Source organism: Spiribacter aquaticus (assembly GCF_007625215.1).
GTDB lineage: Bacteria > Pseudomonadota > Gammaproteobacteria > Nitrococcales > Nitrococcaceae > Spiribacter > Spiribacter roseus.
Window position 1 is genome coordinate 31,966 of record NZ_VMKP01000002.1, and the last position, 24,412, is coordinate 56,377.

Annotated in this window: 27 protein-coding genes; 20 read left to right on the forward strand and 7 right to left on the reverse strand. The window is 67.4% G+C overall.

Annotation, left to right across the window (positions count from 1 at the left end):
• Positions 1-36: 36 nt before the first annotated feature.
• Positions 37-969, forward strand: a complete 933-nt coding sequence (locus FPL11_RS03445; protein ID WP_144347334.1) for an RluA family pseudouridine synthase — start codon at positions 37-39, stop codon at positions 967-969.
• Between the two features lie 34 nt (positions 970-1,003).
• Positions 1,004-1,948 carry a S49 family peptidase gene (locus FPL11_RS03450; RefSeq protein WP_144347336.1) on the forward strand — a complete coding sequence of 315 codons (945 nt, stop codon included), beginning with the start codon at positions 1,004-1,006 and terminating at the stop codon, positions 1,946-1,948.
• Position 1,949: 1 nt separating this feature from the next.
• On the opposite strand, the gene FPL11_RS03455 is transcribed toward FPL11_RS03450, so the two are convergent.
• Positions 1,950-2,528 (reverse strand): Maf family protein, encoded by a 579-nt coding sequence (locus tag FPL11_RS03455; RefSeq protein ID WP_144347338.1) that lies wholly within the window; start codon positions 2,526-2,528, stop codon positions 1,950-1,952.
• A gap of 125 nt (positions 2,529-2,653) precedes the next feature.
• Here FPL11_RS03455 and FPL11_RS03460 point away from each other — a divergent pair, with 125 nt between their 5' ends.
• From FPL11_RS03460 to FPL11_RS03520, 13 genes are all read left to right on the forward strand, one after another.
• Positions 2,654-3,181, forward strand: a complete 528-nt coding sequence (locus FPL11_RS03460) for a YceD family protein (RefSeq protein ID WP_144347340.1) — start codon at positions 2,654-2,656, stop codon at positions 3,179-3,181.
• A 27-nt stretch (positions 3,182-3,208) separates the two neighbouring features.
• Entirely contained in the window at positions 3,209-3,388 is a 180-nt protein-coding gene (rpmF, locus tag FPL11_RS03465) for a 50S ribosomal protein L32 (protein WP_110882854.1), read from the forward strand.
• A gap of 81 nt (positions 3,389-3,469) precedes the next feature.
• Positions 3,470-4,498, forward strand: coding sequence for a phosphate acyltransferase PlsX (gene plsX / locus FPL11_RS03470; protein WP_144347342.1), 1,029 nt, complete (start codon positions 3,470-3,472; stop codon positions 4,496-4,498).
• The gene (locus FPL11_RS03475; protein WP_144347344.1) at positions 4,495-5,466 is read left to right on the forward strand and encodes a beta-ketoacyl-ACP synthase III; all 972 of its coding nucleotides are present in this window, start codon (positions 4,495-4,497) and stop codon (positions 5,464-5,466) included. Before plsX ends, FPL11_RS03475 begins: the two co-directional genes overlap by 4 nt.
• Positions 5,467-5,478: 12 nt before the next feature.
• Positions 5,479-6,426, forward strand: a complete 948-nt coding sequence (fabD, locus tag FPL11_RS03480; protein ID WP_144347346.1) for an ACP S-malonyltransferase — start codon at positions 5,479-5,481, stop codon at positions 6,424-6,426.
• A 2-nt stretch (positions 6,427-6,428) separates the two neighbouring features.
• Positions 6,429-7,172 carry a 3-oxoacyl-ACP reductase FabG gene (fabG, locus tag FPL11_RS03485; RefSeq protein ID WP_144347892.1) on the forward strand — a complete coding sequence of 248 codons (744 nt, stop codon included), beginning with the start codon at positions 6,429-6,431 and terminating at the stop codon, positions 7,170-7,172.
• 91 nt (positions 7,173-7,263) lie between these two features.
• A complete protein-coding gene (acpP, locus tag FPL11_RS03490) occupies positions 7,264-7,503 on the forward strand; it encodes an acyl carrier protein (protein WP_023366518.1) in 240 nt (79 codons plus the stop codon).
• A 17-nt stretch (positions 7,504-7,520) separates the two neighbouring features.
• Positions 7,521-8,765, forward strand: coding sequence for a beta-ketoacyl-ACP synthase II (gene fabF / locus FPL11_RS03495; RefSeq protein ID WP_144347348.1), 1,245 nt, complete (start codon positions 7,521-7,523; stop codon positions 8,763-8,765).
• A complete protein-coding gene (pabC, locus tag FPL11_RS03500) occupies positions 8,762-9,616 on the forward strand; it encodes an aminodeoxychorismate lyase (RefSeq protein ID WP_144347350.1) in 855 nt (284 codons plus the stop codon). The genes fabF and pabC overlap by 4 nt, the downstream gene beginning before the upstream one ends.
• Positions 9,613-10,632 (forward strand): endolytic transglycosylase MltG, encoded by a 1,020-nt coding sequence (gene mltG, locus FPL11_RS03505; protein ID WP_144347352.1) that lies wholly within the window; start codon positions 9,613-9,615, stop codon positions 10,630-10,632. Before pabC ends, mltG begins: the two co-directional genes overlap by 4 nt.
• Positions 10,633-10,635: 3 nt before the next feature.
• On the forward strand, positions 10,636-11,262 hold the full coding sequence (gene tmk, locus FPL11_RS03510) for a dTMP kinase (RefSeq protein WP_144347353.1): 627 nt from the start codon (positions 10,636-10,638) through the stop codon (positions 11,260-11,262).
• Positions 11,255-12,241, forward strand: a complete 987-nt coding sequence (gene holB, locus FPL11_RS03515) for a DNA polymerase III subunit delta' (protein WP_159308475.1) — start codon at positions 11,255-11,257, stop codon at positions 12,239-12,241. Before tmk ends, holB begins: the two co-directional genes overlap by 8 nt.
• Positions 12,238-13,005, forward strand: coding sequence for a TatD family hydrolase (locus FPL11_RS03520; RefSeq protein ID WP_144347357.1), 768 nt, complete (start codon positions 12,238-12,240; stop codon positions 13,003-13,005). Before holB ends, FPL11_RS03520 begins: the two co-directional genes overlap by 4 nt.
• Here FPL11_RS03520 and FPL11_RS03525 read toward each other — a convergent pair.
• On the reverse strand, positions 12,986-14,188 hold the full coding sequence (locus FPL11_RS03525) for a TraB/GumN family protein (RefSeq protein ID WP_144347893.1): 1,203 nt from the start codon (positions 14,186-14,188) through the stop codon (positions 12,986-12,988). The genes FPL11_RS03520 and FPL11_RS03525 overlap by 20 nt on opposite strands.
• 153 nt (positions 14,189-14,341) lie before the next feature.
• Here FPL11_RS03525 and arsB point away from each other — a divergent pair, with 153 nt between their 5' ends.
• Together arsB and FPL11_RS03535 are read left to right on the forward strand one after the other, a co-directional pair.
• A complete protein-coding gene (gene arsB / locus FPL11_RS03530) occupies positions 14,342-15,439 on the forward strand; it encodes an ACR3 family arsenite efflux transporter (protein ID WP_200833590.1) in 1,098 nt (365 codons plus the stop codon).
• 3 nt (positions 15,440-15,442) lie between these two features.
• The gene (locus FPL11_RS03535; RefSeq protein ID WP_144347359.1) at positions 15,443-15,772 is read left to right on the forward strand and encodes a CC/Se motif family (seleno)protein; all 330 of its coding nucleotides are present in this window, start codon (positions 15,443-15,445) and stop codon (positions 15,770-15,772) included.
• Here FPL11_RS03535 and FPL11_RS03540 read toward each other — a convergent pair.
• The 5 genes from FPL11_RS03540 to FPL11_RS03560 all read right to left on the reverse strand — a co-directional run bounded on the left by FPL11_RS03540 (position 15,760) and on the right by FPL11_RS03560 (position 21,190).
• Positions 15,760-17,136, reverse strand: coding sequence for a GTPase/DUF3482 domain-containing protein (locus tag FPL11_RS03540; protein ID WP_144347361.1), 1,377 nt, complete (start codon positions 17,134-17,136; stop codon positions 15,760-15,762). The two genes, FPL11_RS03535 and FPL11_RS03540, sit on opposite strands and share 13 nt — an antisense overlap.
• Entirely contained in the window at positions 17,133-18,398 is a 1,266-nt protein-coding gene (locus FPL11_RS03545; RefSeq protein WP_159308474.1) for a DUF2868 domain-containing protein, read from the reverse strand. Before FPL11_RS03545 ends, FPL11_RS03540 begins: the two co-directional genes overlap by 4 nt.
• Before the next feature lie 140 nt (positions 18,399-18,538).
• Positions 18,539-19,303, reverse strand: a complete 765-nt coding sequence (locus tag FPL11_RS03550; RefSeq protein WP_235013442.1) for an SDR family NAD(P)-dependent oxidoreductase — start codon at positions 19,301-19,303, stop codon at positions 18,539-18,541.
• On the reverse strand, positions 19,300-20,259 hold the full coding sequence (locus FPL11_RS03555) for a D-2-hydroxyacid dehydrogenase (protein WP_144347365.1): 960 nt from the start codon (positions 20,257-20,259) through the stop codon (positions 19,300-19,302). The genes FPL11_RS03550 and FPL11_RS03555 overlap by 4 nt, the downstream gene beginning before the upstream one ends.
• A 268-nt stretch (positions 20,260-20,527) precedes the next feature.
• Positions 20,528-21,190, reverse strand: a complete 663-nt coding sequence (locus FPL11_RS03560) for a rhomboid family intramembrane serine protease (protein WP_144347367.1) — start codon at positions 21,188-21,190, stop codon at positions 20,528-20,530.
• A gap of 98 nt (positions 21,191-21,288) precedes the next feature.
• Here FPL11_RS03560 and FPL11_RS03565 point away from each other — a divergent pair, with 98 nt between their 5' ends.
• From FPL11_RS03565 to FPL11_RS03575, 3 genes are read left to right on the forward strand one after another with little or no spacing between them, the layout of a single operon-like run.
• Positions 21,289-22,593, forward strand: coding sequence for a DUF3422 family protein (locus FPL11_RS03565; protein WP_144347369.1), 1,305 nt, complete (start codon positions 21,289-21,291; stop codon positions 22,591-22,593).
• Positions 22,577-23,305: a TVP38/TMEM64 family protein gene (locus FPL11_RS03570; protein ID WP_159308473.1), complete on the forward strand. Its 729-nt coding sequence runs from the start codon at positions 22,577-22,579 to the stop codon at positions 23,303-23,305. The genes FPL11_RS03565 and FPL11_RS03570 overlap by 17 nt, the downstream gene beginning before the upstream one ends.
• A gap of 27 nt (positions 23,306-23,332) precedes the next feature.
• Complete coding sequence (locus FPL11_RS03575; protein WP_144347373.1) at positions 23,333-24,358, forward strand: class I fructose-bisphosphate aldolase; 1,026 nt, start codon at positions 23,333-23,335, stop codon at positions 24,356-24,358.
• The last annotated feature ends 54 nt before the right edge of the window (positions 24,359-24,412 follow it).

Below are 24,412 nucleotides of genomic sequence, written 5' to 3' on the forward strand. Positions count from 1 at the left end.
GCACTCTTGGGGTCTTTTCCACAGCGGAGACGCGGATTGCCCGGAGCAACGATTCACACGGTGGCGGCGGAACTGGCCGGCCAGCGCATCGATAATTTCCTGCTGCGTGAGCTCAAGGGCGTCCCGCGCACCCGCGTCTACCGGCTGCTGCGGCGGGGTGAAGTGCGCGTCAACGGCGGTCGCATCCGGCCCACTTATCGGCTCGCGGAAGGCGATCGGGTGCGACTGCCCCCGGTGCGCCAGGCAGCGGCGGGCGAGGCCATGGCGCCGTCGTCCGCCGTCATGGCGCGGCTGGAGTCAGCAATCATTCATGAAGACGACCGCCTGCTGATCATCGATAAACCGTCGGGTATGGCCGTGCATGGCGGCTCGGGCATCGCCTACGGCGTGGTCGAGGCACTGCGCCTGATGCGCCCGCGGGCGCCTTTCCTGGATCTCGCCCATCGGCTTGACCGGGATACCAGTGGCTGTCTGGTCCTGGCAAAACGACGCTCGGCGCTGCGGGCCCTGCACAGCGAGTTCCGCGACAACCGCGTCGACAAGCACTACCTGGCCCTGCTGCGGGGCCCATTGTCGCCGCCGCAACAGCGCATCGACGCCCCGCTGCGGGCGGAGGCCGGCAAGGGGGGTGAGCGGGTGATGCGCGTCCACCCAGCGGGTCAATCGGCGCGAACTGACGTCGCCCTGCTCGAGTCGTATGACGGGTGGAGCCAGGTTCGGGCCACGCTCCACACCGGGCGTACCCATCAGATCCGCGCCCATGCGGCCTCCATCGGTCATCCGGTGGCGATGGATGCGCGCTACGGCGACGATCGGGCTGACCGGGGGCTCCGCACCCTCGGGCTCAGGCGGCTGTTTCTACACGCCGAGCACCTGGGCTTCGAGCTGCCCGGTCATGGCCGGATCGATGTGACGGCGCCGTTACCCGACGATCTACAGGCGCTGCTATCGCGCCTCGAGCACCAATAACCGGCCGGAAGGCCGTGATGAACGGGAGTGAACGATGAGTGATGATGAGTCCTGGGCGCGTGAAACCCTTCGCGAGGTTGCCCTTGAGAGCGTTCGGGAGCGTCGGCGTACCCGCCGCTGGGGGATCTTCCTGCGCATCGTATTCCTGTTGATCATCGGCACGGCGGTTTTCTCGACTCTGGGTCCGCTGCTGACACTGGGAGAGTCCCAGCCCACCGGGCCCCATACCGCTGTGGTGCAGGTCAACGGACCGATCCTGGCCAGTCGCCCGGCGAATGCCGAGCGCCTCATCGAGGGTCTGGAGCGCGCCTTCGAGGCGGAGAACGCCGAGGGCGTCCTGCTGCAGATCAACAGCCCCGGCGGCTCGCCGGTGGCCTCGAGCCGCGTCTACCAGGCCATTGAACGGCTCCGCTCGGCTCACCCGGAGACACCGGTGCATGCGGTGGCCGGCGACATCATGGCCTCCGGTGCCTACTACATCGCCGCCGCGGCGGACGAGATCCATGTCAATGGCGCGTCACTGATCGGCTCCATCGGGGTGATCAATCGGGGGTTCGGTTTCTCAGAAGCCATCAATCGGCTGGGTATCGAGCGCCGTGTCTACACCGCCGGCGACGAGAAGGCCGGGCTGGATCCGTTCATGCCACCCGACTCTGATCAGATAGAGGAAATGCAGGGCATGCTCGACGCCATTCACGAGCAGTTCATCGAGGCGGTCGAGGCCGGCCGCGGCGATCGGCTGACCGGCGACCCGTCGTCCCTCTACTCGGGACGTATCTGGACCGGCGGCGAGGGCATCGAGATCGGGCTCGCGGACGCCTATGGCAGCCCCGAGAGTGTGGCCCGCTCGGTGATCGGTGCGCCCCGACGGGTCGACTACACGCCGCGCCGGCGGCTGCTCGACCGGGCGCTTGAGCAGGTCGGCAGCGCCATGGCCACCACCCTGAATCGCATGCAGGGCCCGACGCTGCGCCCCTGAATCAGGGGCGGATGATGCCGATCCGCCCGAGCAGCTGATTCAGCGCGATCAGCGGCAGGCCGATCAGGGCGTTGGGGTCGTCGGTGCGGATCGACTCGAACAGGCTGATTCCGAGCCCTTCGGCGCGGAATGCCCCGGCGCAGTCGAGCGGCTGATCGGTGTGCACATAGCGCTCGATGGCGGCGCGCGCCAGGCGTCGGAAGCGGACGTCCGTCGTCACGGCGTCGACTTCAATATGGCCGCTGGCGGGGTCATTGACCGCGACGGCGGTGGTCAGTGTCACCGGCTGGCCGGATGCGGCCAGCAACTGATCGATGGCCCGCTCCACCGTGCCCGGCTTGCCGAGGATCTCCCCCCGGCATTCGCTGCACTGATCCGAGCCGATGACCACGGCCCGGGGATGATCGGCGGCAACGGCCGCGGCCTTTTCCCGGGCCAGACGGCGGACGTAGGTCTCGGGGGTTTCCCCCGGGCGACGGGTCTCGTCGATATTCGGGGCAATCGTCGTGAAATCGATCTGCAGACGGCGCAGCAGCTCGGCGCGATAGGGGGAGCTTGAGGCGAGGATGATGGAGGCCATGCGCGGATCCCGGGTTGAAGGTCGATGGAATATGGTCGACGACGGCGCGGGCGGACGCAAACTGTTGTGGGCCGGTGTCAGCGCTTTTTGACAGCTTCCCCATGGCCCCCTAACATTCAACGGTTATGCACGGAAATGGCTTACCGCATCGCGTCGACATCGCCCGTCTGGGCGAGGGCGAGCACTCGTGGGCCGGGGCGCTGGCGGGCTGTCCGCTGCCACGCATGGATGCCCTGGATGCCCGGGTGGGCGATGTCAGCGCCACGCTGACGCTGACCATCGATCGCGGGCGGCCCCGGCTTCAGGGCAACTGCTCGGCCGTGGTCACACTGGTCTGCGAGCGTTGTCTGGCGCCGGTCGCGCTGGATACGGCGGGGGCGTTCGATCTGGTCGTCGTCGATCGGATTGAAGAGGCGGATGGCTACGGGGCCGATCAGCCCGTGGTGGTGGCGCCCAAGGGGCAGCTCGACATCGCCGCGCTGATCGAAGACGAGCTGATACTGGCGCTGCCGGTGATCCCGACCCATGACGATGCGGACTGCGACGGCGGACAACGGCAGTTCGGACCGGCGGGCGAGGCCGCCCCCGCGCGCGACAACCCATTTCAGGCACTCGAATCACTCAAGCGGGACGATTCGGGTGAGGTACACTGACCGACTCAGCAACAGGCAGGATCAACAATGGCCGTACAGAAATCGAAAAAATCCCCTTCGCGCCGTGGCATGCGCCGCAGCCACCACGCCCTCGAAAACCCCACGCTCAGTGTGGAGCCGACGACCGGGGAAACCCATCGCCGCCATCACATCTCCGCCGACGGCTACTATCGTGGACGCAAGGTGACCACCGGCAAGGACGACTAGCTGGGTGAGCAGTGAACCCATCGGCCGCGTCGGCGCTGCGCTGACGCGGTCATTTCGTTGTGGCGATGTGAAGCGGCACCCATGAGTGATACCTGTACCCTGGCCATCGACGCCATGGGCGGCGATCACGGCCCGGCGGTCACCCTGCCGGCGGCCGCCGCCATGCTGGGCCGTCACCCGTCGCTGTCGCTGATCCTGGTCGGGGATCAGGAGCGCCTTGAGTCCGCCGCCGCCTCGCTCGACCCGCCGGTCCGCCAGCGCCTGACCATCCAACCCGCCAGCCAGGTCGTCGACATGGACGAGTCGCCCTCCCAGGCACTCCGCTTCAAGCGCGACTCATCGATGCGGGTCGCCATTGATCTGGTGCGCAGCGGCGAAGCCGATGCCTGCGTCAGCGCCGGAAATACCGGCGCATTGATGGCTACCGCGCGCTATCGGCTGAAGACTCTGCCGGGCATCGACCGGCCGGCGATCTGCACGACCATTCCCTGCCGCGGCGGGCGGTTCCGGATGCTCGATCTGGGCGCCAATGTCGACTGCACCGCCGAGCACCTGTTCCAGTTCGCCGTCATGGGGTCGGTGCTTGTCGAAGCGGCCGGTGACAGCGACCATCCCCGCATCGGGTTGCTCAACCTGGGCGAGGAGGAGATCAAGGGCAATGATCAGGTCAAGCAGGCGGCCCAGCTGCTGCAGTCGAGCGGCCTCAACTACGTCGGTTACGTCGAGGGCGACCGCATGTTCCACAATGTCGCCGACCTGGTGGTCTGCGACGGTTTCACCGGCAACGTGGCGCTCAAGAGCAGCGAAGGGGTGGCGGCGATGATTTCGCAGTACCTGCGCGATGAGTTCCGGCGCAACGGCTTCACCCGCCTGGCGGGGCTTGTGGCGCTCCCGGTGCTCAAGGCCCTGCGCCGGCGCCTCGATCATCGCCAATACAATGGCGCCAGTCTCCTGGGGCTGCGCGGTGTGGTGGTCAAAAGCCACGGCAGCGCCGACGCGTGGGCGTTCGAGCAGGCCATCGAGACCGGATTCATCGAGGCCTCCGAGGCCATCCCTCAGCGGATCGACGCGCGTCTCGGTGAGATCTTCGGCGCGGGTCCGACGCAATGAGCCATTCCCGGATCAGTGGTACCGGCGGTTACCTGCCCGAGCGGGTGGTGACCAATGCCGAACTCGAGACCCTGGTTGAGACCTCCGATCGCTGGATCGTCGAGCGCACGGGCATCGCCCAGCGCCACGTCGCCGCCCCCGATCAGATCTGCTCGGACCTGGCCGAGGCGGCGGCCCTCGAGGCGCTTGCCAATGCCGGGATCGGCGCCGACGCCATCGACCTGGTGCTGGTCGCCACCTCGACGCCGGATCATGTCTTCCCCAGCACCGCCTGTCGACTGATCGAGCGCCTCGGTATCGCCTCCGGCGCCATCGCTTTCGATCTGGGGGCCGCCTGCTCCGGGTTCGTTTATGGTCTGGATGTGGCCGACCGGTTCATCCGCACAGGCGGTGCCCGCCGCGCGCTGGTGATCGGTGCCGAGGTGTTCTCGCGCATCCTCGACTGGTCCGACCGAAGCACCTGTGTGCTGTTCGGCGATGGCGCCGGAGCGGTGGTGCTCGAGGCCGGCGAGGCGCCGGGCATCCTCTCCACCCACCTGCATGCCGACGGACGGCAGACACCACTACTCAACGTGCCCTGGGGCGTCGCCCAGGGTTACGAGTCACTGCAGGGCAGTCATGGCAAGGTCAGTATGCGCGGCAATGAGGTGTTCCGCGTGGCGGTGCGCACCCTCGGCGCGCTGGTTGATGAAACGCTTGAAGCCAACGGGCTGGCCCGTGGCGACGTTGACTGGCTGGTGCCGCACCAGGCCAACATCCGCATCATGACAGCGACGGCGCGTAAGCTCGGACTGTCCACCGACCGGATGGTGAGCACCGTCGCCGAGCAGGGCAACACATCGGCGGCGTCGATCCCGCTCGCCCTGCACACGGCGGTGAGCGATGGCCGTATCCAGCGCGGTGATCTGCTGCTGCTTGAAGCCTTCGGGGCCGGTTTCACCTGGGGCTCCGCCCTGATCCGCTACTGAACGGAAATGACTATGCCGACGCGTACCGATCTTGCCTTCGTGTTTCCCGGTCAGGGCTCCCAATCACTGGGGATGCTCGCGGACCTGGCCGAGCGCCATGCCGTGGTCCAGAAAACCTTCATCGAAGCCTCATCCGCCATGGGCGAAGACCTGTGGGCACTGGCCAGCGAGGGGCCCGAGACGCTGCTCAACCGCACCGACCATACCCAGCCGCTGATGCTCACGGCCGGCGTCGCGGTCTGGCGGGCGTGGCGTGAGGGCGGCGGGGCGCTGCCGGCGCTGATGGCCGGGCACAGCCTGGGCGAATACACCGCGCTGGTCGCCGCCGGGGCGTTGGACTTTCCCGTCGCCGTTGAACTGGTGCGCGATCGTGGCCGCTACATGCAGGACGCCGTACCGGAGGGCGAGGGGGCAATGGCGGCGGTCCTGGGACTGGATGAGTCCACCCTCGCTGCGCTGTGTGAGCAGGCGGGCGATGGGGTGGTCGAGCCGGTCAACTACAACGCCCCGGGGCAGATCGTGATAGCCGGGCACCGCGCCGCGGTCGACCGCACCCTCGAGGCGGCCCGCGAGGCCGGGGCCAAACGGGCAGTGATGCTGCCGATGAGCGTGCCGGCACACTGCTCGCTGATGGCGCCCGCGGCTGAGCGACTCGCCGGGCGTCTGGCGGATGTGCCGGTCCATGCGCCGGCCATCCCCGTGGTTCACAATGTTGATCTGAGTCTGGGGACGGCGCCCGAGGCCATCCGCGAGCGCCTCGTCGAGCAGGTGCGCTCGCCGGTGCACTGGACCGGCTGCATCGAGACGCTCGCCGGCCAGGGTATCGAGCAGGTGGTCGAGTGCGGGCCGGGACGGGTCCTCGCCGGGCTCAACCGCCGAATCGACCGCCGGATGGGCATTCAGGCGATCCACGATCCGGATTCGCTGGCCAAGGCACTGAACACACTGGAGCTGACATGAATCTGCAACTCGACGGCGAGATCGCCCTGGTGACCGGCGCCAGCCGCGGCATTGGGGCGGCGATCGCCGAACAGCTCGGCCGCAGCGGGGCGACGGTGATCGGCACCGCGACCCGCGAGGTGGGGGCCGATCGCATCAGCGCCCATCTCGAGACGTTGGGCATCGCCGGTCGCGGAGTGGCGCTTGACGTCCAGGACCGCGCGGCCATTGATGCCTGCGTGCGCGATATCGCCGCCAACGAGGGCACGCCCGGGATTCTGGTCAACAATGCCGGCATCACCCGCGACAACCTCGCCATGCGCCTGAGTGACGAGGACTGGGATCAGGTCATCGACACGAACCTCAGTGCGGTGTTCCGCGTCTCGCGGGCGGTGCTCCGCGGGATGATGAAGGCCCGCCACGGGCGCATCATCAATATCGGCTCGGTGGTGGGGCTGATGGGCAATGCCGGTCAGACCAACTACGCCGCGGCCAAGGCCGGGCTGCTGGGCATGACCCGTTCGCTGGCCCGCGAGGTCGGGGCCCGCAATATCACGGTCAACGCCATCGCCCCCGGGTTCATCGAAACCGATATGACCGACGCGCTGGACGATGATCAGCGCGCGGCGCTGACCGCGCAGACACCCCTGCAGCGGCTGGGCCAGCCCGCGGATATCGCGGCGGCGGCCTGCTTTCTGGCATCCCCCGCCGGTGGCTATATCACCGGTGAAACCCTTAACGTCAACGGCGGGCTGCTGATGCCGTAGCCGGTTGCTGGCGCATTGTCACCGTATTCCATAGAATACGCCCCGGTTCGGGCCATAGCCCCACAATTGCAATCCGAGAGGTAGGAGCGAGATGAGTAGCATCGAGGAAAGAGTCAAGAAAATCGTGGTCGAGCAGCTCGGCGTCAAGGAAGACGAAGTGACCGCCGAGGCGTCGTTCGTCGACGACCTGGGCGCGGATTCGCTCGACACCGTTGAGCTGGTGATGGCGCTCGAGGAAGAGTTCGAGTGCGAGATCCCGGACGAGGAAGCCGAGAAGATCACCACGGTCCGGCACGCGTTCGACTACATCAACCGTCACCTCGAAGAGTAACGGCAGGGGGTTCGCGGGTGATCGGACGCAGGGTCGTAGTCACCGGGCTGGGTATCGTGTCGCCGGTGGGCAACACCACTGACAGCGCCTGGCAGAGCATTCGTGAGGGGCGCAGCGGCATTCAGCCGATCCAGCGCTTTGATACGACGCCGTTCGCGGTTCGCTTCGGGGGCGAGGTGCGTGACTTTGACGTCACGCAGTACCTCAGTCGCAAGGAAGCCCGCAAGATGGACCCCTTCATCCATTACGGAATCGCTGCGGCGGTGGATGCGCTGCGGGATTCCGGGCTTACAATCGACTCGGAGAACGCCGACCGGGTGGGCGTCTCCGTGGGCTCCGGCATCGGTGGCATTCACTCCATCGAGGAAGGTCACAAGACCTATCTTGAATCCGGCCCGCGCCGGATATCGCCGTTTTTCATCCCCAGTGCGATCATCAACATGGTCTCGGGCAACCTGTCGATCCTGCTAGGCGCCAAGGGGCCCAACGTCGCGACAGTGACCGCCTGCACCAGTGCCACCCACAACATCGGCCAGAGCGCGCGCATGATCGCCTACGGGGATGCTGATGCGATGATCGCCGGTGGGGCCGAGTTCTCCACCACGCCCACCGGGCTGGGCGGTTTCGCGGCGGCCCGGGCACTGTCCACCCGCAATGACGATCCCCAGGGCGCCAGTCGGCCCTGGGATCAGGGCCGGGACGGCTTTGTGCTGGGCGACGGGGCGGCGGTGCTGATTCTCGAGGAATACGAGCAGGCACGCCGGCGAGGGGCGCCCATTTATGCCGAAATCGCCGGCTTTGGGATGAGCGGGGACGCCCATCACATGACCCTGCCCGCCGAGACGGGCGAGGGGGCGCAGCGCTGCATGGACCGGGCGCTGGAAGACGCCGGCATGAACCCGGATGAGATCGACTACGTCAACGCCCACGGCACCTCCACCCAGGCCGGCGACCGCGCCGAGCTGCGGGCGGTGCAGGGCACCTTCGGCGAGCACGCGCGGCGCCTGCCGGTGAGCTCCACCAAATCGATGACCGGGCATCTGCTGGGCGCCGCGGGTGGGGTCGAGGCGGTCTTCACGCTGCTCGCCATGCGCGACGGCATCCTGCCGCCCACCATCAATCTCGAAACACCGGACGAGGATCTCGACATGGACCTTGTCCCCAATGTCGCGCGTGACCAACCGATCCGGGCCGCCCTGTCCAATTCATTCGGTTTTGGTGGCACCAACGGGACGGTGATCTTTCGCGCGCTTGACGCGTGAACGCCGCCCGCGACGCCTGTCGGGTCAACGGCGAGCCGGGCACCGTTGCCGGCATCGATGATCGCGGTCTGCGTTACGGGGATGGCGTCTTCGAGACTCTCGCCATCGTCGGGCATCAGCCACAGCTTTGGACACGGCATCTTGACCGGCTCGAGACCGGCTGCCGCCGACTCGGTCTGCCGGTTCCGTCCCGCGGGCGTTGGCAGGCCGATCTGGCAGCGCTGGCCCTGCCACGATTCGGCACGCTCCGACTGACCGTTACCCGGGGTGAAGGGGGGCGCGGCTATGCGCCGCCGACGGCGCCACAGACGACGACGATCACTCAATGCGGCGCGGTGCCCGAGCGCCCCGATGACTGGTGGCAGACGGGCGTCGCCGTGCGATTCTGTGAGACCCGGCTCGCGGTCCAGCCGGCGCTGGCCGGGATCAAGCATCTCAATCGGCTTGAGCAGGTCCTCGCGCGGGGCGAGTGGAGCGATCCGGGCACTGCCGAGGGCGTCATGGAGGCGATGGATGGACGCATCATCGAGGCGACCAGCAGCAATCTCATCATCGATCAGGGGGATCACCTCTGCGCGCCCGCTACCGATGACTGCGGCGTGGACGGTGTGATGCAGGGCTGGCTGCTCGATCGGGCGGCGGCCAGCGGCGCGTCGGTCAAGCGGACCGCCGTGCGGCGGGCGGATCTCTGGCAGGCCCGGGGCGTCATGCTGGTGAACAGCCTCGTCGGCCTGTGGCCCGTACGGACACTGGCCGGTCACCCCCTCCCGCGCAGTCCCTGGGCGGATCGACTCCAGGATGAGCTGGTCCGCGCAGGCACGGCGCTGCTGCCGGCGGTGGTCAGATCATGAGCCGGCGGCGTGTGGGCTTGATCGCGGCGGCACTGATGGCGACGCTGGCGGTGGTCGTCGTGGTTGTCGTGACCAGCAGCGTTCGACACCTCGAGACCGCCCCCATGGTCCGCAGCGATGCGGCGCCGCTCACCGTTGAACGGGGCAGCAGCTTTGCCCGGGTGGCCGATGAGCTGGCCGAGCGGGACCTCATCGACCATCCGCTGGCGCTGCGGCTTTACGCGCGCTGGCAGGATCTGGCCAATCGCATCCAGGCCGGGGAGTACGCCATCAGCGCCGGCCTGACCGCAGCCGGGCTGGTCCAGCGCATGGTCCACGGCCGGGTCATCGAGTACGAAATCACACTGGTTGAGGGCTGGCGCGTGGACGAAGTGCTCGCCGCCATCCGCCGCCACCCGCAGATCCGCCAGACACTGCCCGCCGGTGTCACCCATGCGGCGCTGATGAGCGCCATCGGTCGCCCCGGCGAGGCCGCGGAAGGCCGCTTCCTGCCCGAGACCTACCGCTTTCCGCGCGGCGAGACCGATGTCGAGATATTGCGACGCGCCAATCGGGATCTGGAATCGACCCTCGCATCGATCTGGGCGCAACGCGCGCAGCCAACGCCCCTGGACAGCCCCGATGAGCTGCTGACGCTTGCCTCGATCATTGAAAAGGAAACCGGACAGGCCGCGGAGCGTCGCCGCATTGCCGGTGTCTTCGTGCGTCGGCTGCGCCAGGGCATGCGCCTGCAGACGGACCCAACCGTGATCTACGGACTGGGCGAGCGATTCGACGGCGATCTCCTGCGGCGTCATCTGCGCACCGACAATCCGTATAACACCTACACTCGTCACGGTCTGCCGCCCACACCGATCGCCCTCGCCGGACGGGCGGCCATCGAGGCGGCGGCGGATCCGGCCGCCGGCGACAGCCTGTATTTCGTCAGCCGCGGCGACGGCAGCCACGTCTTCTCGGACACCCTCAAGGCGCATAATCGGGCGGTGCGCCGCTACCAGCTCGGGGAGGGCGACTGACCCATGGACACGGGCCGCCTGATCACCGTCGAGGGGACCGAAGGTGCCGGCAAGAGCTCGGCACTGGCGGTCATCCGTGATTGGGTGACCGCGCACGGGGGGGAGCCGGTGGTCACGCGGGAGCCCGGCGGGACCGCGCTGGGCGAGGAGCTGCGCGAGGTGCTGCTGGGCCATCGGGAGGCCGGGATGAGTGCCGAGGCGGAGGTGCTGTTGATGTTCGCCGCCCGCGCCGAGCATGTACGGACCGTCATCCAGCCGGCTCTGCAGGCCGGGCAGTGGGTGATCTGCGATCGATTCACCGATGCCAGTCTGGCCTATCAGGGCGGCGGGCGTGGTCTGGGCATCGAGCGGGTGAGGGCGCTGGCCGACTGGCTGCTCGGCGACCTGCAACCGGGACTGACCCTGTGGCTGGACCTGCCTGTGGCGACCGGGCTGGCACGGGCGGCGGGGCGCAGCGCGCCCGACCGGTTCGAGTCCGAACGGGCGCGTTTTTTTGAGGCGGTGCGGGCGGCCTATGCCGAGCTCGCGAACGCCGATCCCGCCCGCATCGCTCGGGTGGATGCCACGCAATCGCTGGCCCGGGTGGGCGCGGCCATCGAGACCCTCCTCGACGAGCACTATGATGACTGAGCCCGCTGGCGTTGATGCCCATACAACCCGCCCCATGCCCTGGCAGCAGCGCGCCTGGGAGCGATTCGCGGCGAGCATCGAGGCCAATCGCGTGCCCCATGCCGTGCTGCTCGGTGGGCCGGCGGGGACCGGCAAACGGGGGCTGGCCGAAGCCATGGCGGCGCGGCTGCTCTGCAGTCAGCCGGTGGACACCCGCGCCTGTGATGACTGCCGGGACTGCCGGCTGCGGCGGGCCGGCAGTCATCCCGACTATCAGATTGTCGAGCCCGCCGAGGGGGGCAGCGGCATCCTCAAGATCGAAGCCACCCGGGCGCTGACGGAATTCAGTCATCACACCAGTCAGCACAACCGCCGCCGGGTGGTGGTCCTGACCCCGGCTGAGGCGATGAACCGCCACGCGGCCAACGCGCTGCTCAAGACCCTCGAGGAACCGCCGGCTGGCATGGTGCTCATCCTGGTCAGCCATCAACCCGGGCGCCTGAGTGCGACCATCCGCAGCCGCTGCCAGTACGAGCGCCTCGGCATTCCGCCACAGGCAAGCGCCCGGGCTTGGTTGCAGGCGCAGGGCGTGAGCGCGCCGGAGGCATTGCTTGCATTGGCGGGCGGCAGCCCGCTCACCGCCCGCCAGCTGGCGGCCGAGAAGGGCATGCAACGCTTCGAGGCGCTGGCCGCTGCGCTGGCTGCCGTCATCCAGGGGCACCAGAGTGCGGTGGCGGCCGCCACTGACTGGCGCCCGGTGGGCGCGCTCGAGACCACACGGCTCATGCAGCAGCTCGCCATTCAATTGATGCGTGGCGCGACCGATCCCCGTCAGCGGCTGAGTGGTCACCCGGCGCTCGAGGGGCTTCAGACGCTGCTCGACAGCACACGTCTCGCCCGCATCCAGGGGGATCTCCTGCCACTGCGTGAAGCCGCCGAACAACCGCTCAGCCGCGAACTGTCCATCGAGGCCCTGTTCCTGACCTGGAGGCGACCATGATTGTGGATTCACATTGCCACTTCCATCTGCTCGAGCGACCGGAGAGCGCCGATGCCGCGCTGGCCGAGGCCCGGGCAGCGGGCGTGGATGCGTTCCTGAATGTGGCGGTCGCGGTGGAGGAACGCGACCGATTGACGGCCTTCAGCGAGCGCCATAATGACGTCTACACCTCGGTAGGGGTGCATCCCTGCGGCCGCGGCGAGGATCCGGATGCCCCGGCACTGGCCGCCATGGCCGATCACCCACGGGTGGTGGCGATCGGCGAGACGGGGCTCGATTATGGCGATGGCCCGGGGGACTACACCTGGCAGCAGGACCGGTTTCGCCGGCATATCGAGGCGGCGCGCCTCTCGGGCCGACCGATCATCGTCCACAGCCGCCAGGCGCCCGCGGATACGCTCGCCATTCTGCGCGAGAGCGGAGCGGAGACGGTGGGTGGCGTCATCCACTGCTTTGTCGAGGATGAAGCCACGGCCCGCGGGCTGCTTGATCTGGGGTTCTATCTCTCGCTATCGGGGATTCTGACCTTCCGGCGCGCGGAGTCGCTGCGCGCCACCGCCCGGGCACTGCCCATGGACCGACTGCTGGTGGAAACCGACTGCCCCTACCTGGCCCCGGTGCCGCACCGCGGCCAGGAGAACCGGCCCGCTTGGGTGCACTCAGTGATCGAATGCCTGGCCGAGCTCAAGGGCCTGTCGCCGGCGGCAGTGGCCGATCAGACCGCCGAGAACTTCTTCGCGTGCTTCACACGAGCTGCCCGATGATCCGAAAGCCCGCCAGATAGGTGCCCGCCGCCGAGCCGAGCGTTGCGAACAGAAAAACCAGCAGCGTCCGCGCGACCCGGTTGCGCCACCAGCCGCGCCAGTCCGCCACCGCTTCGCGCAGCCCACGAAAGTCCTCCACCCGCGGTCGGCGGCTCATCAGCTCAATCGCCGCGGCCACGAAACCCGCCCCGATGGTGGGGTTGAGCGATGTCAGCGGCGCGGCGACAAACGAACCGATCACCGTAAACGGATGACCCCGGGCGAGGGCGGTGCCCAACGCGCAGAGGCTGCCATTGATCAGCACCCAGTCGCCGACCAGTTGCCAGCCCAGTTCGCTGCTGCGGCCAAAGCCGATGGCGAAGCCGGTGAGAATGATCGCCACCACCACCCAGGGCAGGACCTTGGGCCAGCGTGACCGGGGCGGGACCTGCTCGAGTCGTCGGGATTCCGCGGCCGGATCGTCGATGTCGTCACTGAGCGCCTGCTCGAGCCCGCTCAGATGGCCCGCGCCCACCACCACCAGGACCGAGCGGGGTGTCGTCTCCGCGGCCTGGATGTTGGCCAGCAGCTGCGCGGCCATGTACCGGTCGCGCTCGCTGATGAGCGGCTCGAACAGGCGCGCCGAGCCGGCCGCGAACTCGCTGAAGGTCGACTCCAGCATGTCGCCCTGCTTGAGTCGCTCGATGTCATCCGCGCTGACCTGATCGCGCGAGAGCAGGCTGCCGATCAGACCCGTGAACAGCGACGGCCGCTGCCACCAGGGGACGTTGCGGTAAACCCGCTTGAGGGTCGTCCCGATGTCGCGATCGATGCGCCAGACCGGCAGGCGGCGACGGCGGCCACCGTGAATGGCGGCCTCGAGCTCAGCGCCGGGGCGGATATCAAACTGATCGGCGAGACGCTGCTGATAGGCCCCCAACGCCAGACTCGCGATCACCATGCCGGCCTTGCCGCTGCGCAGGATCTCAAACAGATCCATCTGCTCGACGGCCTGTGGGTCCATGAGGTTCTGATAGCGACTGTCGCAGAGTTCGACGGCGATCGTATCGTAGTCACCGCGGTCCACCTCGCGGCGCACATCCGCGATACTCTGTGGCGAGACATGGGCGGTCCCGAGCAGGGTGAAAGTCGTGCCGCCGACCCGCACGGTGCGGATCAGCGTGGTGTCGTCATTACTGGCCATGGGCGTCTCGGGCTGCATCAGCGGTGCATTATCGCGGGGTCGGCGGCCATTGGCCAGTCACGTCGGTCGGTCCGACGGGGTTTGCGATGACAGCGGCGCAGCGCTTAGACTTATCCGGACATACGCATACCAGCATATAAGGATAATTCCCGCATGAGTGCTGATCCGCAGGCGACGCCGTCGGCGCCGGATATCCGCGAGGGCATGGGTTTTTTCGAGCGCTACCTGTCGGTCTGGGTGGCGCTCGCGATCGCCGCGGGCGTGGCCCTCGGCCAGCTCGCACCCGCGGTGCCGGCCACGCTGTCGCAGTTCGAATACGCCCAGGTCTCGATCTCCATCGCAGTGCTGATCTGGGCGATGATCTTTCCCATGATGGTGCAGATCGATTTTTCGTCGATTCTGGGCGTGCGGCGCCAACCGCGCGGGTTGATCATCACCACCACCGTCAACTGGCTGATCAAACCGTTCAGCATGTTCCTGATTGCCGGTCTTTTTCTGCTGATCCTGTTCGAGCCGTTCATTGCCGCGGAGCGCGCCCGGGAGTATCTGGCGGGAGCCATCCTGCTGGGCGCCGCACCGTGTACGGCGATGGTGTTCGTCTGGAGCTACCTGACCCGCGGGGACCCGGCCTATACGCTCGTGCAGGTCTCGCTCAACGATCTGATCATGCTGGTGGCGTTCGCACCCATCGTGATGCTGCTGCTGGGCCTTTCAAGCATCGAGGTGCCCTGGGCGACGATGCTGCTCTCGGTGCTGATGTACATCGTCATCCCGCTGGCCGCCGGCTACCTGACCCGGGTGATGGTGATCCGGCGGCGGGGCCAGGCCTGGTTTGATGAGACATTCATGCGCCGGCTCGCGCCGGTCACACCCATCGGCCTGATCGCCACGCTGGTGCTGCTGTTCGCCTTCCAGGGTGAAGTCATCCTCCAGAACCCCCTGCATATCGCCCTGATCGCCGTCCCGCTAATCGTCCAGACCGTGCTGATCTTCGCCATCGCCTATCTGTGGGCGCAGCGCTGGGGTGTGCCGCATGCCATCGCCGCACCGGGGGCGATGATCGGCGCGAGCAATTTCTTTGAACTGGCGGTGGCCGCCGCCATCGGCCTGTTCGGCGTCCATTCGGGGGCGGCGCTCGCGACCGTCGTCGGGGTGCTTGTCGAGGTGCCGCTGATGCTGGCGCTGGTCAAGGTCGCCAACCGGACCCGGCCGATGTTCGAGCGTGCGGCGCCCGCCACGGCGACGTCCTAGGGAATGGACTCGGCAGGCGTTCGCATCGACCCGCGCGCCCGGCGCTGGCTGGCGGGGCACGGGGGCGCCGTCACGCTCCGGTCCGCGCCGCGGCATGGTTGCTGCGGCGGCACGGCACGGCTGCCGGTGGCCGAACCCGGGCCACCGGCAGCGGCCGACGCCGACGCCTACCGCCTGAAGACGGTGGACGGGATCCATGTTTACCTCGCGGCGCCCCTTGCGGAGGGCGTGCAAACGCTGACGGTGCGCCTCGAGGGCCTGCTCGGCTGGCACCGATTGTTCGTCGAAACACCGGATGCCGGCGGCCAGCCGCCGGACGGTCAATCGATGTAGAAGTCGGGCAGGCTCGCGCTGATCCGCGCGATCACCTCGTTGCGTCGCGCGGTATCGCGGAAGGCCGCATTCAGCGATGACCATTCCGGATGACGGCGCGCCTCGCGCAACAGTGCCACCCGCTCGCTGTTCTCGAAAAGCGCCGACTGCGCGCCGGCGAGGGTATCGGTGGTGGCATGCCCGCGGTGGTTGAGGGCGCTGATCAGATGCAGCTGGCGGGCGGTGAGCCGCTCGAGTGTCTCATCACTCACGCAGACCGGCTGCTGACCGTAGGACCGTCGCCATAACGGCGGGCCAAAGGCCACGGCCGCGCCGACCCCGGTGCCCACCAGCAGCCCCAGCAACAGCCCGGTCCGGGTGCCCATCAGGCCGGTGGCGAGCCCCAGGGCGCCACCCAGTACCACGCCAATACCCGCATAGATGGCGGTCTGGCGGGCGTAGCGCTTGAGCGAGTCGGCATTGAAGACATCATCCGGCCAGTAACCACTCGCCAGTGGCCAGTCCTGATCCTCATAGTCCTCGTCGGCGAACGCGTAGAGGCCCAGCAGCGTTTCGCTGCAGACCTGTTCGCGGGCCCGAATGGCCTCGCGGAGGGCCTCCAGCGAGGGGTCCGGGCCGTTGGGGTCAGTGGGCTGGATGGCGCGCTGGGCCGCGGCGGCATCCACCAACAGGGTGGCGATGGTCTCGCGGGCGGCGGCCCGGCAATGGGCTTCCTCGCTCTCACGGTGGGCGATCCAGGCCTCGATCGTCGGTTCAAAATCATTGAGTTGGCTGGCAATCTTACGGTAGAGCTGCAACTCGGTTTCAAAGCTCCGCACCCGCGCATCAAAAGCGACGACGGTGTGCAGCGTCACGCGGGCGAGGGCGTCGCGCCATTCCGACTCACGGCTGTCATCCGCCGCCACGAAGTTGAGCACGGCGATGATCGGACGCGCGCTGGCGGCGAGGACCGCGAGCTCGTCCTTGTACTTCTCGAGCACGGGTTCGCGGACGTCAATCACATAGAGCAGGCCATCGCAGCTCAGGGTCAGCTCGAGGACCCGGGTTTCCTCGGGAAACCGACGGACGATATCGGCATCGTCGAGTAGCCGGCGCAGGGCGGCCAGCCCGTCATGGCGCTCGGTGCTTGATTCATCGAGATGCTCGAGCAGCGCCGGCGCGTTCTCCAGACCCGGCGAATCCCACAGCCGCAGGCGGGTGGCCTCGCCATCATCCAGCGTTGCCGCCGACACCCGGCGGGTGGTGCCACCGCGGTCCTCGACCTCGCCGAAATTGCGGTTACGCGTGAGCGTGCGCACCAGTGAGGTCTTGCCGGCGTTGGTGTGCCCGACGATTCCGATGTCGAGGGGGTCGGCGTCGGTCATGAGGCCTCCGCGTCATGGGTCCATTGGCGAATGGAGGCAATCGCCGCCGGATCCGGTTGATGATGATCGAATACGACACAATCGGCGCCGATGGAATCAGCGAGCCGGTGCCAGTCGGCGATACGGGCGTCGGGATCGCCGCCGCGCTCCAGAAGCGCAAGGCGGTCGTGCAGCACAAGAATGAGCGGCGCGCCGGCCGTCTCGGCCATGTCGCCGAGGATCTGCGCCGTGCCGGTGTCGGGCGTGCGCAGCACCGAGCAGGTGGCGAGCAGCCCGGGTGGCGGGTGCGGGCGCTCACGCAACGCCGAGGCGAGGGCGCGGCGCTCGGATCGGGTATCCACCGATCCCAGGACCGCAGCGTCGAGATCGGGCACGGCGGCCTGAAGATCATCGGCGGTGCGCTCAGCGGCAAATACCCCCACTGGGCCGCTGGCGGTTTCATCGGCCTGACGCGGGGCGCGCGGCAGGGTCGCCATCGGCGCCTCGGACTGATTGGCCGGGACCGAGCCGGCATGCACCCGGTCGCGCAGCTGCAGGTAGCCCGGCAGCGTGACATCCAGCGTCATGCGCTGACTGTGATAGCCCGCGACAGCGGTGTAGCCCAGCATCAGGAGCAACCGCGGCAGCGCCGCGTAGAGCGCGATCTGAGTGGTCGGTGCCAGCCCGGAGCCGGCGCTGAGTAAAGCCGCGACGGCCGCGCCCGTATAAGCGAGCCATGTCGCATGCACCGCCGCCGCCAGGCACGCCTGACCGCCACGCGTTCGCAGCAGATAGACCCCGGCACGGGTCACATCCGCCGCCAGATCACCGCGCAGCCATCGTGGACCAAGGGATTCAAGGGCGATGCGCGCAACAGCCCCCGCAAGACCGCCGTTAAGGCCCCGTAGGCGACGAACGGTCGTCGCCGCAAGCCACCCCAGCAGGGCAAGGGTGGGAAGGCCCACAAGCGCCAGCTCGGCCGTCTGAGTGTCGATGCCTTCCGGCTGGAGACTGGATCGGGCAACCAGCATCCCCGCGAAGGCGGCGCCGATGATCACCAGGCTGACGGCGCCAGCGGCGCCAAGCTGCAGGCGCCGGACATCCGCGGCGGTACCCGATGCCAGCGGCAGTGTCGACGCGCGGGCCGCCAGCTGATCGGTCATTGCGCCATGGGTCGAGCGTGCCACGGCGTTGGCCGTTTCATCGTCGCGGCGGCGACCGTGCTGCTGCTCATGAAGTCGCACTGATTCGGTGAGCAGCCATTCGTGAAAATTGAGCGCCATGGCAGAACAGGTTAACAAGGTCGGGGCCGGCTCAGAAGCGGGCGAGGTTTTATCCCAGCCAACCATTAATGCGCATAATATATATTATGTTAAATATATGACACACCGGTAATGGCTCAACCCCCGTGCGACCGCCACTTTCAACCATCGACCACCTGATCCCAGTGCTCCCGGATGTCCCACTCCTGTTCGCTGAAACGCTCGCCCGGCAGCGCCAGGACCGCCGCCATGAACGTGGCCACCTGCGCGGGCGCCGTCAGGGCATCGTTGGCCTTGAGCGCGCGAAAGTTCTCTACCGCTGGAAAGTCATCGACGGATTGCGAGCGGATCAGCGACTGCATCGGCGTATCCACCACGCCCGGGCGCAGACTCCCGACATGCACCGCGGCGTTGCCCATCTCGGCCTTGAGCACCTGATAGGCCATATGCAGCGCGGCCTTGCTGATGCAGTACGCGCCCCAACCCGGCATGGCCCGGTGCGCGGCGCCCGATGACACGTGCAGGATGCGGCCATTGTTGGCCATTCGCCCCCGCAACGCCCGACTGAGCGCAATCGGGCCTTCCAGATTGATGGCCAGATGGCTGCGGAGCGCCTCGGCCGACTGCTCGAGCAGCGGACCCACCGGCTCCAGGACCCCGGCGTTATGAACCAGTGCGCGGATCGGCTGATCGCCCAGCGCCTCGATGATTGCCGCGCGGCCGGCATCGCTGGCCACATCCGCCGGCACGGCGCGGACCAGCGGATATTCATCCGCCAATGCCTGCAGCGGCGCCTCGCGCCGGCCGATGGCAAGCACCGGCTGGGCCCTGGCCGCGTAATGTATGGCCAGCGCCCGGCCGATCCCCGTGCCGGCGCCCGTGATCACGACAACGCCTTCGTGCATGTCGGCTCCTTTTGGGTTCATGTCACACACCTTATGGGCGCACCGGCCATCCAGGCGCGCAGGTTCTCGATACTCTGCTCGACGATCCGCTGACGGGCGCGCCGGCTGCCCCACGCACTGTGCGGCGTGATGATCAGGTTCGGCAGCCCGGGCGCGAGCAATGGATTGCCATTGACCGGTGGTTCAGCGGATAGAACGTCCAGCCCTGCCCCGCCGATCCCGCCCGTGCGCAGCGCATGCGCCAGTGCCGGCTCGTCAATCAGCCCACCGCGGGCGGTATTGATCAGAAGCGCGGTGGATTTCATGCGCCCGAGGACGCGGGCGTCGATCATCCGGTGAGTGGCGTCAGTCAGCGGACAGTGCAGCGTCAGGACATCGGCGCACTCGACCCCCGCCTCGAACGACAGCCGGCCCGGGCGCGGGTCCGCGACGCCCGGGCGTTCGGCAAGCTGGACGGTCATGCCCAGGGCTTCGGCCTTATGGGCCACCTCCGCCCCCAGATCGCCATAACCCACCACCACCAGCGTCTGCCCGGCAAGCTCGCGGATCGGGTAGTCAAGCAGGCAGAAGTCCGGCGACTGGGCCCAGCGTCCGCGCTGGACGGCCTGGTGGTAGTCCACCAGCCGGGTGGATAGCGCCAGCATGAGTGTGATCGCGTGCTGACTCACCGCTTCGGTGCCATAACCGCGGCAATGGGTCACGGTGACGCCGCGGGCCCGGGCGGCCTCGACGTCGATGTTGTTCACGCCAGTCGCCACCACATTGATCAGCGCAAGCTGCGGGCAGGCATCCAACGTGGGCGCACCAATCACACACTTATTGGTGATGGCGATGCGCGCCTCACCGATGGTCTCACTGAGCGCATCGGGCGCGGTACGGCCGACCGGGCGCCAGGCGTCGCTGAGGTCCGCCAGGGCACTCAGATCGAGGTCGCCGCGATCCAGCGTATCCCGGTCGAGGAAGACCGTTTCGCTCATGAGCGCCCCACCCCGCCGGCTTTTATGCACAGATCGCCGGGGCCGTCAAAGCCGATTGCAAACGGCTGGGCAAGACGGGAGGTTGCGGGATTGTGACGAGACGGATTCATCGGTTTATCCGGTAACTTACTGATATAAATGGAAAATGCAGTACTGGTGAATATTCAATCAATTTGTCGTGACACCGCATCTTACAAGGGGTTCCGACCGCTTATCGCGAAATCATCCACAGTCTTATCCACAGGTACTGTGGAAAACCGTCACGGGCTCAGCGCATGAGCCGACGCTGCGGTTTGATGGGCAATCGCCCCCGCCAGTAGGTGATCATGAGAAAGCCGAACGCCATGCCCCCAAGGTGCGCGAAATGCGCCACACCCGACATCGATCCGGTGACGCCGGCGTAGAGTTCGAACGCCCCATAAAACAGGACAAAGTACTTCGCCTTGATGGGGATGGGCGGGAACAGCAGCATCAACTGCTGCTCCGGGAACATCATGGCAAAACCGAGGAGGATGCCGAACACCGCGCCGGAGGCGCCGATGGTCGGATAGAGGTTGCCTGAGTCGGCCGCCAGCGTCGCGACCACCAGCTGAATCAGCCCCGCGCCGACCAGGCACACCAGATAGAACCCGAGAAACGGCCGCGATCCCCAGAAGCGCTCGAGGCTGGTCCCGAACATCCACAGCGCGAACATGTTCACGAACAGATGCAGCAGACCGCCATGCAGAAAGCCATAGGTCACGAGCTGCCAGATCTGAAAGCCGGGTACGCCGCCGACGTACTGCGCACTGAGCGCCTCGGTGCCGAGCGGCCACAGGCCGAGCCCGGCGATCATTCCCGGCCCGAACAGCATGGTCGCGAGAAAACCGACGCCATTGGCGACGAGCATCGACAGTACAACCGGGTTATCATTGAAGTTTGTGGGTCCCATGGCGTAAGGATACGTCGAGCGCCGGGGCCGACGCCACTTGCTTGTGACGCCGCTCGGCGCTAGCGTGCGCGCAGCTGCAGAAAAGGCCTCCGTCCAGCATGGTCAGTCAAACCGGCATCACCACGCACACCCTTCGGGACACCCTGCTCAAAGAGGCGCATGCGCGGCCGTTCGAGAGCCTGGAGGCCCCCCTTCGCGTCTCACACCTGCTGATGCATACCGGCACCAGCGGCCGCAGCGAGGAAGTCGCCCACCTCACCGCACTCTGCGAGCGGCTGCGGATCGACCCACCGGATGCCGAAGCGGGCCACTTCACCCTGGAAGCCCGGGGCTTTCGCCTGCGCTGGGAGCGGCACACCGAGTTTTCCACCTACACCATCTTTGTCAGCGGTGCGGAGTCCGAGCCATTCGCCGAGCCGGCGAGCACACAGCTGCCCACCCAGTGGCTGCCGCAACTGCCCGGCGAGCTGCTGGCGGCGACCCACGTCACCCTGGTGGGCGCCGATGGGGTGTCCACGAATATCGATTCACTGGGGCGGTACTTTCAGGCGGATAGCCTTGCCGGCAGTTACTGCAGTGGCGGTGCCGCATCGGTATGGACCGATTTCATGGCCGATCGCGACGGTTTTCTGCGCTTTCTGGTGGTCGACGAAAGCCTCAACCCCATGCAGGCCGGGCGGCTTGTCCAGCGCCTGCTCGAGCTGGAAACCTACCGTTTCATGGCGCTGCTCGGCTTCCCGCTGGCGCGGGAGCTCTCCCCGGAGATCACCGAGATGGAGACCCAGCTCGGGACGCTGATGGATCAGCTATCCGATGTCTCGGATCTGGCGGACGAACGCGACCTGCTGTCGGCCCTGTCGGATCTGTCCGCGCGGGTCGAGCGGCTCATGGCCCGGACCAACTTCCGCTTCAGCGCGACGGCGGCCTACGGCATGCTGGTCAGACGCCGCCTGCAGGTCCTGCGCGAGCAGCGCATCGAAGGGGTCAGCACCCTCGATGAGTTCATGGAGCGCCGCCTGGCGCCCGCCCTGGATACCTGTGTGCACATCGGCGATCGCCTTGAGCGCATCTCCAAGCGGGTCAGCCGCGGTGCCAATCTGCTGCGAACCCGGGTGGATGTGGCGCTGGAAGCGCAGAACCGGGATCTGCTGGAGTCAATGAACCGACGCGCCCGGCTGCAATTGCGCCTCCAGGAGACCGTCGAGGGGCTCTCGGTGGTCATCCTCAGCTACTACACGGTGTCATTGATCAGCTACGCCTTTGACGGGCTGGCCGGGGCCGGCATTCTCGCCAACGGGCGCATCGCCACGGCCGTGGCCATTCCCATCGTGATTGCCCTGGTGGCCTTCGGGATCCGGCGCTCTCGGGGCCGTATCCTGCGCGATGATGCCGACGCGGGCTGAATGGCGGGCAGCCATCCGGCGCCGCTGGCCACTGCTATGGCGGGCGATGGTGGCCGTCCTGATCCTGATCGGCGTGGCGGTTGCCTGGCAGGTCGGCGATCTCAGCGCCTACACCCAACTCGATCAACTGCTGCGCCTGGGCGCCGAGCTGCGCGCCCAGCCATGGGCGATCCCCGCCATTCTACTGTTATACATCGCCGCCGGCGTCGCCTTTGTGCCGCTGACCGTCATGGTGGTCGCAACGATCGTCATCTACGGGCCCTGGGGCGGGTTTGCGCTGGCAACGGCGGGCACCCTGTCGACGGCGCTTTTCAGCTACCTGCTGGGGCATCTGCTGGGCGCCGAGCCCATGCGGCGGCTGGGCGGGCGTACGCTCCGGCGCCTCAACGCCCAGGCAGGCCAGCACGGCACCATGATCGTGACGGCCCTGCGCGTACTGCCGGTGGCGCACTTCCATGCCGTCAGCCTGGTGGCCGGGGCCTCGTCCATCCGCTTCGGGGCGTATCTGAATGGGACACTGATCGGTACCGTCCCGGGCATTGCCGCCATCGCCGCGGTGGGCAATCAGACCAAGCGGTTTCTGATCGACCCGGATCTCACCGGTCTGATCGTACTAGCGGGGCTTGGCGTGCTCACGCTGGTGATGTTTGCGATGATCCGCCGGTGGATGCGCCGCTACGCCGGAACAGGCGATAATCACGATAATCTTTAGACTTGCCCCAAAAGGAGGATTGAGACCATGGATCGAATCGGACAGATGCAACACACCATCGAGCGGTTGACCCGCCCCGGACGCGGCATTCTGGCGGCGGATGAAAGCTACCCCACCATCACCAAGCGACTGTCCGATTTCGGCATCGAGTCCACCGAAGAGACCCGACGGTTCTACCGCAGCCTGCTCGCCACCACCCCGGGCATCGGCGAGTACGTCGGCGGCATCATCTTTTTCGAGGAAACCCTCGGCCAGCGCACCGATGAGGGCCAGCTCATCCCCGCCGCCTGCGAGGCGCAGGACATCGTCCCCGGGATCAAGGTGGATAAGGGCGCGGTTGAACTCGCCGGCAGCGATGGCGAGAAAGTGACCCAGGGCCTGGATAACCTGGGCGACCGGCTGGATGGCTATGTCGAACAGGGGGCGCTTTTTACCAAGTGGCGCAACCTCTATCAGATCACGCCGGAACTGCCGAGCCGCCAGGCCCTCGAGGCGAATGCCGAGGTGCTGGCCCGCTATGCCGCCATCGCCCAGTCGCGCGGGATGGTGCCGATCGTCGAGCCCGAGGTGCTGATGGACGGTGACCATGACCTGGCGCGCTGTGCGGCGGTCACCGAGGCCGCTCAGGCCACGCTGTTCGAGGCGCTGCGCCGTCATCGCGTGCTGCTCGAAGCCATCATCCTCAAGCCCAACATGGTCCTGCCGGGCAAGGGTCAGCCACGCCCGGCGGTGGAGACCTGCGCCGAGGAGACCCTGCGAGTGTTGCGACGGACGGTGCCGGCGGCGGTGCCGAGCATCAACTTCCTCTCCGGCGGGCAGACCAGCGAAGAAGCAACCGCCCATCTCAATGCGATGAATCAGGCCGAGGGGCCCAAACCCTGGGTGATGAGCTTTTCGTTCAGCCGTGCCCTGCAGAACCCGGTCCAGGCCGCCTGGGCCGGCGTCGCGCAGAATAAGGAGGCCGCCCAGCAGGCCTTCCTGCACCGCGCCAGACTCAATTCGCTGGCGCGGGAGGGGCGCTATTCCGCCACCATGGAGACCGATCAGGCCTAGGGCGGGTCGCCACCCTGGGCCCACAAAAAAGGCGGGTGCCCTGTGGGGCCCCGC